This is a genomic window from Longispora albida DSM 44784, assembly GCF_000379825.1.
GTDB classification, from domain to species: Bacteria; Actinomycetota; Actinomycetes; order Mycobacteriales; family Micromonosporaceae; genus Longispora; species Longispora albida.
On sequence record NZ_KB903836.1, the window covers coordinates 332,674 to 348,946 of the forward strand.

General features: G+C 71.2%; 12 protein-coding genes. 2 read left to right on the forward strand and 10 right to left on the reverse strand.

Features of this window, described 5'->3' with window-relative positions; translation table 11 throughout:
• The first annotated feature begins 178 nt into the window (after nucleotides 1-178).
• A complete protein-coding gene (gene coaA / locus A3G1_RS0127535) occupies nucleotides 179-1,147 on the forward strand; it encodes a type I pantothenate kinase (RefSeq protein WP_018352731.1) in 969 nt (322 codons plus the stop codon).
• Here coaA and A3G1_RS0127540 read toward each other — a convergent pair.
• From A3G1_RS0127540 to A3G1_RS0127585, 10 genes are all read right to left on the reverse strand, one after another.
• Nucleotides 1,144-3,534 carry a tetratricopeptide repeat protein gene (locus A3G1_RS0127540; RefSeq protein WP_018352732.1) on the reverse strand — a complete coding sequence of 797 codons (2,391 nt, stop codon included), beginning with the start codon at nucleotides 3,532-3,534 and terminating at the stop codon, nucleotides 1,144-1,146. The two genes, coaA and A3G1_RS0127540, sit on opposite strands and share 4 nt — an antisense overlap.
• A gap of 61 nt (nucleotides 3,535-3,595) precedes the next feature.
• On the reverse strand, nucleotides 3,596-4,807 hold the full coding sequence (locus A3G1_RS0127545; RefSeq protein WP_018352733.1) for a glycosyltransferase: 1,212 nt from the start codon (nucleotides 4,805-4,807) through the stop codon (nucleotides 3,596-3,598).
• Nucleotides 4,808-5,021: 214 nt separating this feature from the next.
• Nucleotides 5,022-5,333, reverse strand: a complete 312-nt coding sequence (locus A3G1_RS0127550; protein WP_018352734.1) for a transcriptional regulator — start codon at nucleotides 5,331-5,333, stop codon at nucleotides 5,022-5,024.
• A complete protein-coding gene (locus tag A3G1_RS0127555) occupies nucleotides 5,330-6,079 on the reverse strand; it encodes a spermidine synthase family protein (RefSeq protein ID WP_051110679.1) in 750 nt (249 codons plus the stop codon). The genes A3G1_RS0127550 and A3G1_RS0127555 overlap by 4 nt, the downstream gene beginning before the upstream one ends.
• Nucleotides 6,080-6,167: 88 nt before the next feature.
• A complete protein-coding gene (locus A3G1_RS37150) occupies nucleotides 6,168-8,567 on the reverse strand; it encodes a tetratricopeptide repeat protein (RefSeq protein WP_051110680.1) in 2,400 nt (799 codons plus the stop codon).
• Nucleotides 8,564-10,771 carry a tetratricopeptide repeat protein gene (locus A3G1_RS37155; RefSeq protein WP_051110681.1) on the reverse strand — a complete coding sequence of 736 codons (2,208 nt, stop codon included), beginning with the start codon at nucleotides 10,769-10,771 and terminating at the stop codon, nucleotides 8,564-8,566. Before A3G1_RS37155 ends, A3G1_RS37150 begins: the two co-directional genes overlap by 4 nt.
• A gap of 48 nt (nucleotides 10,772-10,819) precedes the next feature.
• On the reverse strand, nucleotides 10,820-11,947 hold the full coding sequence (locus tag A3G1_RS0127570) for an agmatine deiminase family protein (protein ID WP_018352736.1): 1,128 nt from the start codon (nucleotides 11,945-11,947) through the stop codon (nucleotides 10,820-10,822).
• 58 nt (nucleotides 11,948-12,005) lie between these two features.
• The gene (locus A3G1_RS0127575; RefSeq protein WP_018352737.1) at nucleotides 12,006-13,100 is read right to left on the reverse strand and encodes an agmatine deiminase family protein; all 1,095 of its coding nucleotides are present in this window, start codon (nucleotides 13,098-13,100) and stop codon (nucleotides 12,006-12,008) included.
• 198 nt (nucleotides 13,101-13,298) lie between these two features.
• Entirely contained in the window at nucleotides 13,299-14,552 is a 1,254-nt protein-coding gene (locus A3G1_RS0127580; RefSeq protein ID WP_157641435.1) for a TolB family protein, read from the reverse strand.
• Between the two features lie 156 nt (nucleotides 14,553-14,708).
• A complete protein-coding gene (locus A3G1_RS0127585; RefSeq protein ID WP_018352738.1) occupies nucleotides 14,709-15,383 on the reverse strand; it encodes a TetR/AcrR family transcriptional regulator in 675 nt (224 codons plus the stop codon).
• 122 nt (nucleotides 15,384-15,505) lie between these two features.
• On the opposite strand from A3G1_RS0127585, the gene A3G1_RS0127590 reads away from it, so the two are divergent.
• A complete protein-coding gene (locus tag A3G1_RS0127590; RefSeq protein WP_018352739.1) occupies nucleotides 15,506-16,201 on the forward strand; it encodes a DUF4386 family protein in 696 nt (231 codons plus the stop codon).
• Nucleotides 16,202-16,273 lie beyond the last annotated feature (72 nt).

The window sequence follows — 16,273 nt, forward strand, 5'->3', positions numbered from 1 at the left end:
GCCCGCGCCACGTCGGCGACCGGCAGGCAGTCCTTCCAAGGGCAACCCCATGCCCCCGCCACGTCGGCGACCGGCAGGCAGTCCTTCGAAGGGCAACCCCACGCCCTGCCCGCGCCACGCCGCGCGACCTAGTTCACACTTCGTTCACGTCGCAGCCTCCCAGTGCGAATATGGCCGGATGACGCACCTCGCGGAACCACTGACGGCACCGGCGCCGTGGTGGGAGCTGGAGCGCTCGGCGCTGGCCCGGCTGGCCTCGGGCTGGTCTTCCCGGCTCTCCCCGGCCGAGCTGGAGCCGCTCCGAAGCCTCGGCGACCGGCTCGACGCGACCGAGCTGGCCCAGGTGCTGCTGCCGGTGGCGCTGCTCGTCGAGGCCTACGCGACAGGTACGCAGGCCAGGCAGAACGCGCTCGACACCCTGCTGGCCAGCGTCGACGCCCGTGGCCCGGCCCACGCGCCGTTCGTGATCGGGATCGCAGGCGGTGTGGCGGTCGGCAAGTCCACCGTCGCCCGCGTCCTGCGCGAGCTCCTGGCTCGCGGCCCCGGTAACCCGCACGTCGAGCTGATCACCACCGACGGCTTCCTGCTGCCGAACGCCGAGCTGACCCGGCGGGACCTGATGAGCAGGAAGGGCTTCCCGGAGTCGTACAACGCGCGGGCGCTGCGCCAGTTCCTCGCGGCGGTCAAGGGCGGGGCCGAGGCCGTGTCAGCCCCGGTCTACTCGCACCTCGCGTACGACGTGCTGGCGGGCGAGCGCGTCATGATCCGCAAGCCCGACGTGCTGATCGTCGAGGGCATCAACGTGCTCCAGCCCCCGCGCACCGGGCCGAACAAGCGCAGCCAGCTCGCCGTCTCCGACTTCTTCGACTTCTCGATCTACGTCGACGCCCGGCTGGAACACGTCCGCCAGTGGTACGTCGAGCGGTTCCTCACGCTGCGCCGCACGGCCTTCGCGAACCCGGCGTCCTTCTTCCACCGGTACGCCTCACTCAGTGACACCGAGGCCGTCGCGACCGCCCAGCGCATCTTCCGTGAGATCAACGAGGTCAACCTCGTCGAGAACATCCGGCCGACCCGCAGCCGGGCCAACCTGGTACTGCGCAAGGGCGGCGATCATGCGGTCGAGCGGGTACTCATCCGCCACTAGGCTCCGGTTCCGTTTGGCTCGATGAGCGACGTCAGGTCATCTTTGAATGCCACCATGCGGTGCAGCCGCCCACTGTGAGCGCCGGGCACACGTTCGGCGTGAGGCGTCAGCAGCACAATCGCATCGGTGATCGCGGTCAGCGCTTCGTCCCATGCGGAGCTGCGCGCGTGGACTCTGGCCAGGGTGCACAGAAAGTCCGCGAAAGTGGGCTCGTACACTCCCGGATTGGCTCTGGCCAGTGGCCGGCCGAGGTTGATCGCCTGTTCGACGGCCGTCCGGGCGTTACTGACCTGGCCCAGCTCGAGCAGGCAGGATCCCAGATTGTTCAGGGACCTCGCCAAGCCGCGCTGGAAGGTCTCTGGCTGGAACAGCGCCAGCCCCGCCCAGATCCGCACGGCTTCCCGTGCGGCATCAGCTGCTGCCGCATAGTTTCCGTGATGGGCTAGTCCGGCAGACAGATTGCTCAGGGCATCCGCGAGGTGATTCCTGTCGCTGGGGTCGACGCTTGCCATGTATCGGGACAGGGCGACGGCCTCCTGGCTGGCAGCCAGAGCCTGGTGGTCGTCGCCGACCTCGGCCAGACCTACCGCCAGTCCGCTCAATGCCGCTGACAGGCTCCGCGCTGCTTTGTAGTTGACGCGGCTGGCCGACCGCAGGATCGTCACCGCTTCACAGGTAACGGACAAGGCTTCAGATCGCCGCCCCATAGAAGCCAGGCAGCTGCTGAGGTTGCTCAGTGCCAACGCCAGGTCCGGCCCGCGGTCTTCCGGGTCAGCTGCGGCGACCGCCCGCCAGCTTTCGACCGCGTTCTGGAGGGCAACCAGCGCCTGCTCGTACCACTCTCCCCGCAGTAGCCTCAGCCCATAGTGATTGTGGTAGCTCGCCCGCCCGGCCGGGTCGGTGATCAGACCGACGCGATGCTTGTAAAGCCGCCGGCTCACCGCAGCGATGCCAAGCTCAAGGCTGTTGTGGTACTCGCTCGTCGGCGGGAATTTCCTCTCGATCAGCTCAAGGAGGCCTAGATCGGCCGCCGGGTCCTCGGCGAGCGCGACCAACCCGGCTGGCCCCATTTCCAGTGCCAGGCCGGGATCGTCGCGCAGCATCGGTTCCAGGTATCCGGTGCGGACGTGGGGCCAGCGGCGGGCGGCGGCAGCCACGAGGAGCAGGGGTCTCAGGGTCCATACCGGGGCAGGGATGTCGCCTATGGACACTGTTCGTACCGCCTGGGCGCTCCACGGGTCGGCAAACGGGCTTTCCGTGTCACCCGGCAGGGTGAGCGCGATGAAGTCCTCAGCAAGCCGATCGGGGTACAGCGGTTCGAGGACACGCGCCTGGCCGCCTGCTGGGTAGCACCTGGCGTGGAGGTCTGTGAGCTGCTGAGGGCTCCAGCCTGGCCAGGAGGGCAGGCCTAGGGTCTTCAGGGTGATGAGGGCCGACGCGTTGTCCACCGGGCCGAGAAGGGCTGCGACGAAGACGATGCGGCGCGCGTCGACGTGACGGTCGGGGCCGTATAGGCGGTGCCAGTGCTTTGCTTCGCGTTTGAGGAGGTACTCGGAGAGGCCTGCTGCGTTCGCGGGGGAGTGTTCGTTGTGGACGGTCGCGTCGACGGCGGCGAGGGCTGCCATGTGCAGGGCAAGGGTGAGGGCGTATTCGGGGTCGGAGAGGGGACCCGGTACGGGAAAAGCCTGGTCTTGGGTTTCGTAGATCTCGGCGAAACGGGTGCACGTGGCGTCGAACATCTCGCGGCGAGCAGCCTCGGAGTCCGTCAGGGACGGGAGTGCTTCGCTGGTGGTGCGGTAGTCGAGGTCGTCGCAGTGGCTGTCGGCCTGGGACCAGAAGGTTTCGGAGCGTGCGAGCAGGATGACGCGTACCTGGTCAGCGCGCGCCGCGCTGCTGAGTAGTGACTGCAGGTCCTCGGATGGCCAGCGGTCTGCGTAGTCGACGAGGACCAGGAGAGGACCTGCGGGTGGCTCGGGGGTGTCGGCGGGTAGCTTGCCTTCGTGGCGGTGGCGGGCCCAGACGGTTGTCCAGCCGTCCTGCTGGGCGAGGGTCGCGACGTGGGAGGCGAGGCGGGTTTTGCCCTGGCCACCTGGGGCGTGGAACAGCCAGGCCGCGCGGCGGGCGGGGCTGGCGAACCAGGCCGTCAGGCGGGTCAGGAGGTCGGTGCGGCCGGTGAAGGGGATGGCCTGGCGGCGGGCGATCAGCAGCTTGCTGGGCTGGTCGCGCATCTCCCGCAGCTCGGTGAGGCCGGCCGGCTCGTCACGGTGCTGCTGGAGGACGTACGGGACCTCGGCCGAGCCGTAGTGATTGTGGACAGTGGCGGCGGCGTTGGGGCCGAACGCCGCCGCGCTGCCGGCTGCGAGCAGGCCCTCGTAGCGGTCTCCCATGCGGATAGTTATAGCTCGATCGTTGATCCGTCACTGCCGGTACCCGGACCATGGAGAGTGGCTATGCCCCGGCCAGCAGGTTCGCGGCGGCAGCCCGGGCTCCGTCGGGGCGGACCGTCCCGGCCACTGTGGCTGCCCGGGCACGGACGTCGGGGTCCAGGGCTGCGGTGAGCGCGAGGGACAGCGAGTCCACAGTGGGTGCTGGCCCGTCGTGCGCCACTCCGATGCCCAGTTCGGCGACGCGGCTGGCCCAGTACGGCTGGTCGGCGCCCTGGGGCACGACCACCTGCGGTACACCGGCCAGCGCGGCCCTCGTCGTGATGCCGCCGCTGCCGTGGTGCACGACAGCGGCCACCCGGCCGAACAGTGCGTCGTGGTTGACCTCGTCGACCACGAGGCAGTCGCCGTGGTCACCGGCCAGGTCTAGGCTGGCCCAGCCGCGCGCGAGTACGAGACGCCGGCCCTGCGCCTGGACCGCCCCGGCTACGACCTGGGCGATGTCCGGGGCCGCGTTCATCGGTGAGCTGCCGAAACCCGCGTACACCGGTGGTTCGCCGGCTGCGAGGAACGCCTCCAGCTGTGCCGGGAGTGGCCGGTCGTCTCGCCGTACCCACGCGCCGGTCTGGACCACGCCGAGGCTGGTCGGCTGCCACGGGCTCAGTACCGGGTCGGTGGCCAGCCACGGCTGTTCCGTGAACGCGTAACTGCGGACGTCGTCCACCGGCGGGAGCCCGAGCGTGGCCCGCTGGGCGTTGAGCGCCGCGCCGAACATGTCCTGCGCGATCTCGGCGTCCAGCTTCCACAGCTCGCCGTTGTCGGTGACGTCGGCTGGCAGCGGCCGGCCGCGCCGTCCGGGCGGCCGGTGGCCGGGCGAGGGCAGGCCGATCGGGGTGTGGCTGGCGTGCACGTACCGGATGCCCAGCTTCTCGGCCACCGATCGCGCGCCGGCCACCACCGGCAGCGGCCCGGTGGCCACGATCGCGTCGCAGCCCTCGGCAGCCGCCGCGACGATCCCGAACTGTGCGTCCATCAGGGCGGCGACCCGCTGAGCCAGACCCTCCGCTGAACCCGGAACCACAGTGGTCACCAGCTCCCGCACCGGTGCCCCGGCCGCCACCACCGGAACCCCTGCCCCGGCCAGCAGCTCCGCGAACTCCTCATCCGGCGGGGCACACATCAGCACGTCAGCGCCGAGATCCCGTAACGCGACAGCCAGGGCCGCCAGTGGCTCGACGGTTCCGCGCGGCCCGTACGCCGAGAACAGCACCCGCATCTCGTGACTCCCTGCTTTCATGATCCTTTTCGCTCGTGATTGTGGACCATGTCCCGCCCCGGTCTTTCGCTGGATCTGTCCCCACCGGGTGACAGGATCGCGCCTGATGACAGCAGACGACTCCTGGAAACGCGTCGCACCTGGCCTTCTGACGTGGGAGAAGCGCTGGACGTGGCCCGGTCCATCGCCCACCCGGTAACCCGCGACGAGGTGGTCAGCCCGGCTCGGCCTGGAGCCTGCGGAGTAGCGCACGCAGGGCGTCGAGTTCGGCGGCCAGCGCGGCCTGCCCCTGCGGGGTGATCCTGATCCACGTCTTGGGCCGCCGGCCGTCGTACCCTTTCTCGATCTCGACCAGGCCGGCCTGGTTCAGCACGTCGAGGTGGCGGGAGAGGTTGCCGGGGGTGAGTTCCAGGGCGTCGCGCAGGTAGGCGACCTCCACCCGGTCGGCCTCGGCGGCGATGGTGAGGATGCCGAGCCTGTGCCGTTGATGGACGGTGTCGTCGAGCCCGTTCGTCGGGAAGGTCATGCCGTCTTCTTCCGGGAACCGGCGTAGGCGACGACGCCGCCGATGAGCAGGACGGGCGCGGGCAGGACCGCGGCGATCAGGTAGCCGAAGCGGTTCACGTCGGCGGTGCCGAGGTCTGTGGCCGCGAAGTAGAGATTCACCAGGGCTGTCGCGGCGGCGAAGCATATGGCGACGACGACGAGACCTTGGCTACGTTCCAGCCGGGCGAGGACGAACAGGCCTGCCGCGATGGCGACGTGCGGGAACAGCCCCAGGCTCCAGGCCCGGAACAGTGGCGTGATGATCCAGCCGACCAGGTCGCTGGAGTACCAGTTCATCAGCACGAAGCGCAACACCATGGGCAGCGCCAGCCCGGTCAGGATGCCGGTCGCGCCCGCTGTGACGTACGCGCGGGTGGAGGTCCGCACGCCTACCCGGCTGCCGTGCCAGCGGTACCAGGCCAGGCTGACCAGGTAACCGGCGATGAGGGCCACCAGCCAGTACCAGCCCAGGGCTCCTGAGTGTTCGAGGAGGTCGCCGCCGAGGCCGGCGAGCGCCGGGTTGTGCTTGGGCGCGCGGATCAGCGCGGGATCTGCGGACTCCGCGTACAACGGGGCAGCCAGGACGATGAGCAGCCCGAACAGCAGGAGCGGTAGCCAGTAGGCATGCCGCGCCGAGCGAGTACGCCGTCGCAACGCGTCAACAGCCGCGAGAACTTCGCCGGGTGTGGATGCCTGTCCCAGGTTCACTTTCGCTTGCTCTCCCATGGCAATAGCTTTGCATTGCAAAGTAGTTTGCACAAGGGCGGTTCTGGTGCGAGTACGGCCGCTCGGCCATGCTCGTGCTCTGCCGCTGTCAGTCTCGCCCGGCTGATTCAGTTCCTGGTCCGTACGCCTCGATGAGGTCCCGGCGGGTTTTGCTGAGACCGGTGAGGAAGGCGGTGTAGGGGGCGGGGCTGCGAGCCGCCAGGGGTTCGCAGACGGCTATCGCTTCGGTGACGACGGGGAGCGCGGCCTCGTGGCTGGCGGGGTCGTCGCAAAGGACGCGGGCGAGGGCTGTGAGGGACTGCAGGAGGCCTGCCTGGTGGCGGCTTGGGTTGGCCGCAGCGAGTACGCGGCCGATGGCTGCGGCTTCCTCCAGTGTGGTGCGCGCCTCGGCGCTGCGGCCGGTGTCGGCGAGCCGGGTGCCGAGAGTGGTGAGCGTTGCGGCGAGGAGGAGCTGGTATCGCTCGGGGTCGCGGCCGGCCGCTGACCGGGTGATGCGGACGGCACTCTGGGCGACCTTCAGCGCCTCGTCCAGCCTGCCGAGCCGTTCGAGGATGTTGGCCAGGTTGTTCAGCAGCGCGGAGAGTTCCGTGTGGTACGTGTCGGGGTCGTCGCGGAACAGGGGGAGCATGATCGCGACCGCCTCGCGGAGGGCGGCGTGGGCTTCGGCGTCGCGTTCGAGACCGGCCAGGTTACGGCCGAGGTTGCCGAGCATGCGGGCGAGGTGGGCGAGGTGCTCGTCGTCGCCGGACTGGGCGAGTACCTGACGGATGGAGACTCCTTCCTGGAGGGCTTCCACCGCTTCCTCGTACCGGCCGAGCTCGGTGAGGCTGCCGGCCAGGTTGTTGAGCAGCACGGCGACGGCTGGCCGGTAGACGTCCGGCCGGGCGGCGGCGAGTTCCCGGAAGATCGTGAGGCTCTCCCGCAGGTGGGTGAGTGCCTCGGCTGGGCGGCCGGCGGCGTAGAGACGCAGCCCGCGGTGGAACAGCAGGTCAGCCCGTCTGACCGGGTCGGATGCCGTGGAGATCTGGTGTTCGAACAGCCTGCCGTTGAGAGCTGCCATGCCCACTTCGATGCTGGAGTAGGACTCGTGGGCCTCAGGGAACTCGTCCTCGATCGCGGCCAGGACGGCCAGGTCGAAGTCCTCGTCCTCCGCGAGCGCCGCCAGCCCGGCCGAACCCGCGTCGAGGGCGAGGGCCGGGTCGTCACGCAGCATCGGCTCCAGGTACCCGGTGCGGACGTGGGGCCAGCGGCGGGCGGCGGCTGCCAGGAACAGCAGGGGCCTCGGGGTCCAGACGGGAGCCGGGATACCGCCTGTGGACACGGTCCGTACCGCCTCTGCGCTCCACGGGTCAGCGAAGGGACTTCCCGTGTCACCCGGCAGGGTGAGGGCGATAAAGTCCTCGGCGAGCCGGTCCGGGTACAGGGGTTCGAGGACCTGGGAGTGGCCGGCGGCGGGGTAGCAGCGGGCGTGGGCGTCGAGGAGTTCCTGTGCGGTCCGGTTGTGGCCGGCGGGGAGGCCGAGGGTGGTCAGCGCGACGAGGCCGGAGGCGTTGCCGACCGGGCCAAGCAGGGCCGCGGTGAAGACTGTGCGGCGGGCGTCGTCCACGCCGCCGGCTCCGTACAGGCGGTGCCAGTGTTTCGCTTCGCGCTTGAGGAGATACTCGGAGAGGCCGGCCGCGCTGGCGGGGGAGTGTTCGTTGTGGACGGTCGCGTCGACGGCAGCCAGGGCAGCCATGTGCAGGGCGAGGGTGAGGGCGTAGTCGGGGTCGGACAGTGGCCCCGGTACAGGGGAAATCTGCTCTGGGGCTTCGTATATCCCCGCGAAACGGGCGCATGCGGCGTCGGACATCTCCCGGCGGCCGGCCTCCGTGCCGGTGAGGGATGGCAGGGCCTCGCTGCGGGTGGTGATGTCGAGATCGTCGCAGTGGCTGTTTGCCTGCGGCCAGAAGGCAGCCGAGCGGGCGAGCAGGACCAGCCGGACCCTTCGCGCACCGGAAACGCTGCTGAGCAGGGCTTGCAGGTCCCCGGCAGGCCAGCGGTCCGCGTAGTCGGCGATGACCAGCAGCGGGCCTGCCGGGACGGGTGACACCTCAGCTGGCCTGCCTTCGGTGCGGTGGCGCGCCCACACCGCCGTCCAGCCGTCCTGCTCGGCGAGGGTCGCGAGGTGGGAGGCCAGCCGGGTCTTGCCCTGGCCGCCTGGTGCGTGGAACAGCCAGGCGGCCCTGCCGTCGCCGTCGAGCCAGGCCCGGAGCCGTCGCAGCAGGTCAGCGCGGCCCGTGAACGCGATCGCCTGCCGCCGGGCCAGGAGCAGCTTGCTCGGCTGGCCGCGCATCGCGCGCAGCTCCGCGAGGCTCGCTGGCTCGTCGCGGTGCCGCTGGAAGACGTACGGCGGGCCGTCGGCCCCGTAGTAGTTGTGCGTGCTGGCCACCGCGCCCGGCCCCTGGGCGACGGAACTGCCCGGTGACAGCGAGGCCTCGTACCGGTTCATGCCCGGCCGAGTTCGGTGAGGACGGCCTGGTGGACCTGGTGCATGAGGAAGAACATGTGGCCGTACGCCTCCGGGTTCTGTTCGGCGAGCGGCGACTGGATGCCGATCGCCTGGGTGATGTCGGCCAGCGCCTGGTTCAGGTCCTTCCTGATCAGGAGCTGCGCGCGGGCGAGGTTGGCCAGTGCCCTGGCGACGTCCGGCCGGTACTGTGCCGGGCTGCGCGCGGCGAGCCGTCCGTAGAGGACGAACGACTCCTCGAAGGCCGCAAGCGCCTCCTGGTGGCGGCCGAGGCCGAGCAGCCCGTTCCCGAGGTTGCCGAGGACCTGGGCCAGGTCGGGGAGGAACCTGCCAGGGGCGGCCCCGGCCAGCCCCCGGTAGACGGTGGCCGCCTCCCGGATGGCGTCGAAGGCCTCACGGTACTGGCCCAGGCAGGCCAGGCTGCGGCTCAGGCCGCACAGTCCGGCCCCGAGGGTGTGGACGTGCCTGCCGGGCTCTTCCCGTACCAGGTCCCGGCACTGGGCGACCGCCGAGCGGAGGGTATCGATCGCCTCGTCGTACCGGTGCACGTCGACCAGGCAGCTGCCGAGGCTGTACATCGCCGCGACGAGCCTGCTGCGGTACCCGGGCTCCACGTCGGCCAGCAGCTGGTACAGCCGGGCCGATTCCTGGTGCGCGGACAGCGCCTCCTCGTACCGGCCTGCGACGCCCAGCCTCAGCCCCGTCTCGTGGTGGATCCGGGCGCGTTCCGCCGGGCTGGCGGTCCTGGGTACCCGGTGCCCGGCGAGCCGCCTGCTGACGGCGGCGAGCCCGGGATCCAGGCTGGCGTGGCGTTCCCCGGCCGGCGGGAACGCGCTTTCGACCGCTGCGAGGACCTCCACGCTGATCGCCGGGTCCTCGGCCAGCGCTGTCAGCCCGGCCTGGCCGGCCTCCACGGCCAGCGCGGGATCGGCCAGCAGCAGCGGTTCGAGATGCCCTGTGCGGACGTGCGGCCAGCGCCGGGCCGCAGCGATCAGGAAGAACAGCCCGCGCGGTGTCCACACAGGAGCCTCGATGTCCCCGCTGGTCATCGTCCGCAGTGCCTCGGTGCTCCACGGGTCGGCGAAGACGCTGTCCTCGCTGCCGGGAAGGGTGAGCGCGATGAAGTCCTCGGCGAGCAGGTCGGGGCAGAGGGGTTCGAGGACTGTGGCCTGACCGGGGGCGGGGTACCGGCGGGTGTGCTCGTCGAGCAGTCCCTGTCTCGTCCAGCCCTGCGCGCTGGGCAGCCCGACTGCCTCCAGGGCCGCGAGGGCGGCGGAGTTGCTGGCCGGGCCGAGTACCGCCGCCGCGAACACCGCCCGGCGGGCGTCGCCGCCGTACCAGTGCCGGGACTCCCGTTTCAGCAGGTACTCGGACAGGCGCGCGGGGCCGGACGGCGCCTCGGTGTGGCTGGCCGCCGCGTCGACGGCAGCGAGGGCCGCCATGTGCAGGGCGAGGGTCAGGCCGTACTCCGGGGCTGCCAGGCTTCCTGGCGGATCGAAGGAGCGGGGCTCCAGCTCGTACACCTCCGCGAACCGGGCGCAGGCCGCGTCGAACAGCTGCCGCCGGGCACCGGCGGGCGGAGCGAGGCCGCTCGCCGCCGTCGCGTAACCCAGGTCCTCGCAGTGACTGTCCACGTGCGACCAGAACGCCGCCGACCGGGCGAGCAGGATGATCCGGACCGGGCCTTCGTGCCGGGCCAGGTCGCCGGCCAGCCGCCCGAGGTCCTCGGCGGGCCAGCGGTCAGCGTAGTCGGCGACCACCAGGACCGGTCCTTCCGGCGGCGCGCCCGGATGCTCGCCGGTACCGTGCTGTGCCCACACGGCCGTCCAGCCCCGCCGGGCAGCCAGGCTAGCGACGTGCGAGGCCAGCCTGGTCTTGCCCTGCCCGCCGGGCGCGTGGAACAGCCACGCCGCCGGGCCGTCCCCCTCCAGCCAGGCGGTGAGCCGTTCCAGCAGGTCCTCGTGGCCGGAGAACGGGACGGCCTGCCGCCGGGCCAGAAGCAGCCTGCTCGGCTGGTCGCGGAGTTCCCGCAGCTCGGCCAGCCCGGCTGGCTCGTCTCTGTGCGGCTGGAGGACATACGGCGAAGCCGGGCGGCAGTAGTGGTTGTGCACCTGGGCTGTCGCGCCCGGCCCGAACGCCCCGGCGCTCCCGGCCGCGAAGCTGCCCTCGTACCGGTCTCCGGTCATGCGGACAGTTATATCCACATCGGAGAATCGCAGGCCGGTCTCTGTCGGCTAGTTGCCGGGCTGGTCGTGGGTGGCGCAGTGGATCCCGCCGCCGCCGGCCGCGATCGCGTCGATCGGCAGCGCGACGACCTCGCGGCCGGGGAAGTGCTCGCGCAGGATGCCCCTGGCCCGGTCGTCGGCCTTCGCGTCGCCGAACCCGGGCAGGAACACCGACTTGTTGGCGACGTAGAAGTTGACGTACGAGGACACGAACTCCTCACCACGGCCCCGGATCAGCTCCGGGTCCGGCTGGGGCAGGTCGAGGACCTCCAGCTTCCCGCCCCGCGCGTCGGTGGCCTCGGCGAGTACCCCTCTGGCCTGGTCGATGGACCGTGACCAGACGTCGGGCGGCCCGCCGGGAGCCTGCTTGTCCAGGAGCACGACGCCGGGCGCGGCGAACCGGACCAGGGTGTCCACGTGCGCGTCGGTGATGTCCGCGCCGCGCACCCCGGCCAGCCAGATGACCTTCCTGGCACCGAACGCCGCCACGAGGTCCGCCTCGATCTGCTGGCGCGACCGGCCCGGGTTGCGCTTGCCGTGCACCAGCGAGCTCTCCGTGACCAGGAGCGTGCCCTGCCCGTCGGTCTCGAAGGAGCCACCCTCGGCCACGAGCGGGGTCTCGATCCGCCGGATGCCGTACTTCGCCAGCACCTCGCGGGCGACCTTCCCGTCGTTCGGGTGCTGCTGCTTGCCGCCCCACCCGTTGAAGTTGAGGTCCACCCCGGCGAGCTTGCCCTGATCCTCGACGAAGACAGGCACGGTGTCCCTGGCCCACAGGTCGTCGACGGGGACCGGGACGACCTCCACCCCCGATCCGCACGCCCGGCGGGCCTCCTCGGCCTGCGCGGGCCGGGCGAGCAGCACGACGGGCTCGTATCCGGCCACCGCGCGGGCGATCCGCGCCACGTCCTCCCGGACGGCCGTCAGGTCGGGACCCCAGATGCCGGTGGAGGCCGGCCAGGCCATGAAGGTCCGCGCGTGGTTGTCCCATTCCGCGCCGAGCCGCCGGCTGCCTGGCTGCGCGGTGGCCGGGTCGTCAGCCCCGCCCGGTTCGCCGAGCGGGGTGCATCCGCCCAGGCCCAGGGCGGCCAGGGCCACCAGGACGCTTCTGCGGGTCAGGGTGGCGGGTGTGCGCACGGAAGGCCCCATCCACAATCAGATTTTCTGGTACTTACAGGGTAAAGCTGGCAGGGGTTCAGGCGGCCGGTTCCTGCATCGTCGAGCAGTGGATCCCGCCCCCGCCCGCCATCAGCCGGTCCACGTCGAGCTGCACGACCACCCGGCCCGGGAACGCCCCGGCCAGCGCGGCCTTCGCCGCCTCGTCCCGCACCCGGTCGCCGAACTGTGCCGTGATCACCGCGCCGTTGACGACGTGGAAGTTCAGGTAGGAGTCGACGAACTGGTCACCGGACGCCCGGGTCCTGACCGGCCCGCCGACCTGGATCACCTGGAGCCGGCGTCCCCGGGCGTCGGTGGCCGCCGACAGGATCGCCAGCTGCTGGCGCGCGTCCTTCGCCCACACGTCGGTGCGGTCCGCCGGGGGTACCTGGACCATGACCACGCCCGGCCGGATGAACCGCGAGGTCACGTCGATGTGGTCGTCGGTGATGTCCTGGCCCTTGATGCCCGGTACCCAGATCATCCTGTCCGCGCCGTAGGCCAGCAGCACGGCCCGCTCCACGTCGGCGCGGCTCATGCCCGGGTTGCGGTTCTTGTTGACCAGGCTGCTCTCCGTGGCCATCACCGTCCCGTCCCCGTCGGTCTCGATCGCGCCACCCTCGCCGACGAAGCCCGCCGTCGTGAACGGCAGAGACAGGTACCCGGCGACGTATCCGGCCACCCGCGCGTCGGTGGCGTGGCGCTGCTTGCGGCCCCACCCGTTGAACCGGAGACCGATCGTGTCCACCCCGCCAGCCCCGTCGCGCCGGAACACCGGAGCCGTGTCACGCATCCACAGGTCGTCGGCCGGGATCTCGCCTGTCACGGTGACCTGCGGCCCGCACAGCGCCCGGGCGTCCGCCGCCGCGTACTGGCCTGCCGCGCACATCACCACCGGCTCGTACGCCGCGACCGTGCGGGCGATCAGCGCGATGTCGGCCTGCGCCCCGGCGAGATCACGTCCCCAGATCGAACGGCTGGCCGGCCACGACATCCACGTGCGGGCGTGCGGGACGTCGTCGGGAGCCACCCGCCACCGCGGCTCGGTGCTGCGCGGCACCGCACCGGCTGCCCCGAACCCGGCAGCGCCGAGGACGGCCCGGCGCGACGGCTCCTGCTGTGATGTACCCACGGTTGGCTCCCAAGCTCGATGCGGCACTTTCGCCTGCTCCGTGTACCCGATCGAGCACCGCGACCGCGAGCAGCCCGAGGCCGGTCACTGCTCGCTGCCGGACGGGCATGCCGCTCCCTCCCGCCGGCTGGATTCCGGCTCCCGCCCCCAGCATGCACGGCGGGAGCCAGGCACGTCCGGCGTTCGGGAGGTGCGCCGCTACCAGGCCCCGGGAGCGGCAGGCCTCGGAGTGTGTACCCGGCGGCGGCGCAACGCCCACCAGGCCACCGGGACCAGCAGCACAGCAGCGAACCCGATACCGGCGGCGCGCGTCCACAGTGGCCACGGCCCCCGCTGGATGTTGCCTGCCGACCGGCGCACCGAACCGCGCAGCAGGCCCGTGGCGAGCTGGACGTCACCCACAGCGAGATCGTCGCGCCGTCCCACCTCGAACCGGCTGATCACCTTGTGCTCGCCGGTCAGCTGCACCTCGATGATCAGGTTGGACGTCGTCCCGTCCACGTCGCCGCTGCTCGCCAGGAACGCCGACCCCGACCGCCAGCCCAGCACCTCGCGGCCGGTGTTGCGGGGCACGAGGTTCTTCGCCGGGATCGGGCCGGGCACCCGCTCGGCGTACCCGTCCACGTCGAGGAACACGAAGCTCGCGCCGCCGCCGTGGTAGTGGCTCTCGGTCCGGTCCTGCTCGTACTCCATCAGGACCAGCAGCGTCCCGTCCGGGCTCCACGCCGCGGGCCCGGTCAGGTGCTGCCCGTTGCTCAGTTCCTTCGTGCTCGCGGCCGCACCGTCCAGGCCGACGATCGTCAGCCCCCGGCCGTTCTGCACGGCGATCCGCTGCCCGTCGGGGGAGAAGGCCGCCCGGTTGTACCGGCTGTCGTCGTGCATCGAGCCGGGCCGGATCTGCCAGTGCTTCCCGGTCAGGGTGTCCAGGATCCACACGCCCCGCGCGACCGGGTCCATCCGGCTGGCCTCGTGCGTGTTGTACACGAGGTGACGGCTGTCGGGGGACCACGCGACGGGGAACGCCCCGCCGCTGGCCGGTCCCTTGTAGAGGCTGACCTGCCCGGTCACCAGGTCCACGATCCGGACCTCCGCCTGGCGCCCCGCACCGCCGACCGCGACGCGCGTGCCGTTCGGCGAGAGCTGCGGATGGTCGGCTGTGCTCGCCTGGGTCACCTCACGGTACGTGTTGTTGTACGCACCGGCCACGACCCGCTGGGCGAAGGTGAAGTCCTCGTGCCCGGTACCGCTGGAGTACATCGCGATGACCCGGCCGGGCGGGCTGTCACCCACAGCGCCGGTGAGCGGCGAGTAGCCCGGGAAGCTCACCGGCAGGGTCGGGGTGCCCTTGTCCGGCCGGTCGCTCTCGGGCGGGTACAGGGCGATGGCAGCCAGGATCAGCCAGGCCAGCAGGGCCGCGCCCGCGACGGTCAGCCGTTTCGTGTTCGCTCGCACCGTGCCAGTGTGCAGCAGCCCGTCCACTGCGGCGGGCTGGCCAGCTGTCTCATGTGGAGTGAAGGGGGGCTGCGGTGCCTCGTACAAAATGATGCTCTTGATCTGAGGGGTAGTTCAGGTGGTTGGCCTCAGCAGGGTGGCGGCCCGCGAGTGTCGCTATGCGGAGTTTCTCAGGGGCTCAAGGGCGGCCAGGATGAGGTCGAGGCCGAAAAGGAACTCCTCCGCCGGGTCGTAGCCGGAGGCGGCGAGGGTCGCGGCGGACTCGTTGAGATAGGGGAACTCTTCGGGAGGAAGCTGGGGCAGGTAGACGTCCTCGACCATGTCCGCGAGCTCACCGGCGGTGTCGAACGGCACGCTGGCTTCCTGGAGGGCGTGCCCGTAGACATAGCTGTCGAGCAACCAGTTGGCGTGCGTCGCCATCAGGACAGAGAAGCCAGCCCTCCGCAGGCAGGCGGTGACCGCTTCGAGGTGGCGGAGGTGCGCGGGCCCCGGCGATGTCCGCGCGTCCATCAGGCCGATCGCCCACGGGTGGCGGGCGAGAACCTGCCGGGCGGATATCGACCGCCGCCGCATCGCCGACTGCCAGCCAGTCTTCTCTGGCGGGAGCTCGATCTCCTCGAACACGACGTCGATCATGGCGTCCAGCAGCTCCTCCTTGCTCGCCACGTAGTAGTAGAGCGACATCGCGCCCGCGCCGAGCGCGCCTGCCAGCCGGCGCATGCTCAGCCCGTGGACCCCCTCATGGTCGGCGAGCCGGATCGCCTCGGCCACCACGCGCTGCTTGTTCAGCCCGGAGTCTGACGCGGCCTGGCGTTGTTCTCTCGCGGACACGGGTCTCCTCGCTCCCTCGGACGGCTTGACGATCGTACAGCGTACGACCCATAGTACGGTGTACGACGTACAGTGTACGAGACGGCGAGGGGCCCCGGCTCGGACGTAACGAAGGGGTAGTGATGAGACCACCGGAGAACACCTCCACCACGCCAGCCAGCAGCCGGTTCGTCCGAGGCCGGCTCGTCGGCGCTGCGGCGATCGCGTTCGCGGTGCTGGTGGTGACAGAGAACGTGTTGTTTGCGGTAACGGGCGCGCCGCCCTACGACGCTCCGATCGAGAAAGTGCTGGCCTACTACCAGGCCAACCGCGACGCGGTCGCGATCGAGTCCGGCCTGGTAGCCCTGTACCTGCCCCTGCTGCTCGTGTTCGTGACGGGACTGCACGGCCTCCTGGCGCGGCGCGGCGGAGCGGGCACCGACTGGTCGCGCCTTGCCGTGGCCGCTGGCGCGACGCTGTCGGCGATCTTCGTGCTTGTCAACGTCCTGCAGATCGGGCTCGCGCTCGCCGCCGACGGGCTCGCCGAGCCGACGCCCGCGTTCGGGCTCATCTGGCAGATTCACGCGGCGGCGTACGCGCTGGCACTGCCGATGCTCGGCACCACCTGCATCGGCCTGGCCCTCGCCACGCACGCGAGCGGGCTGACTGCGGCCTGGCAGCGCCTGCTGGGCATGGCGGGCGGGAGCCTGCTGCTCGCCGCGGGGCCGGGCAGTCTCGCGATCGCCGACGGATCGCCGCTGATCTTCGCCGGGCTCCTGGGGTTCCTCGCCTGGCTCGTCTGGCTGCTCACGACCGGCGTGCGCCTCGTCAGGTCATGACCGGATGAGGGCGGCACCGAGGTCGCGCACGCGGGCGAGGATTCCGCGGAGGGCCGCCCGGGGCCTTCCAGG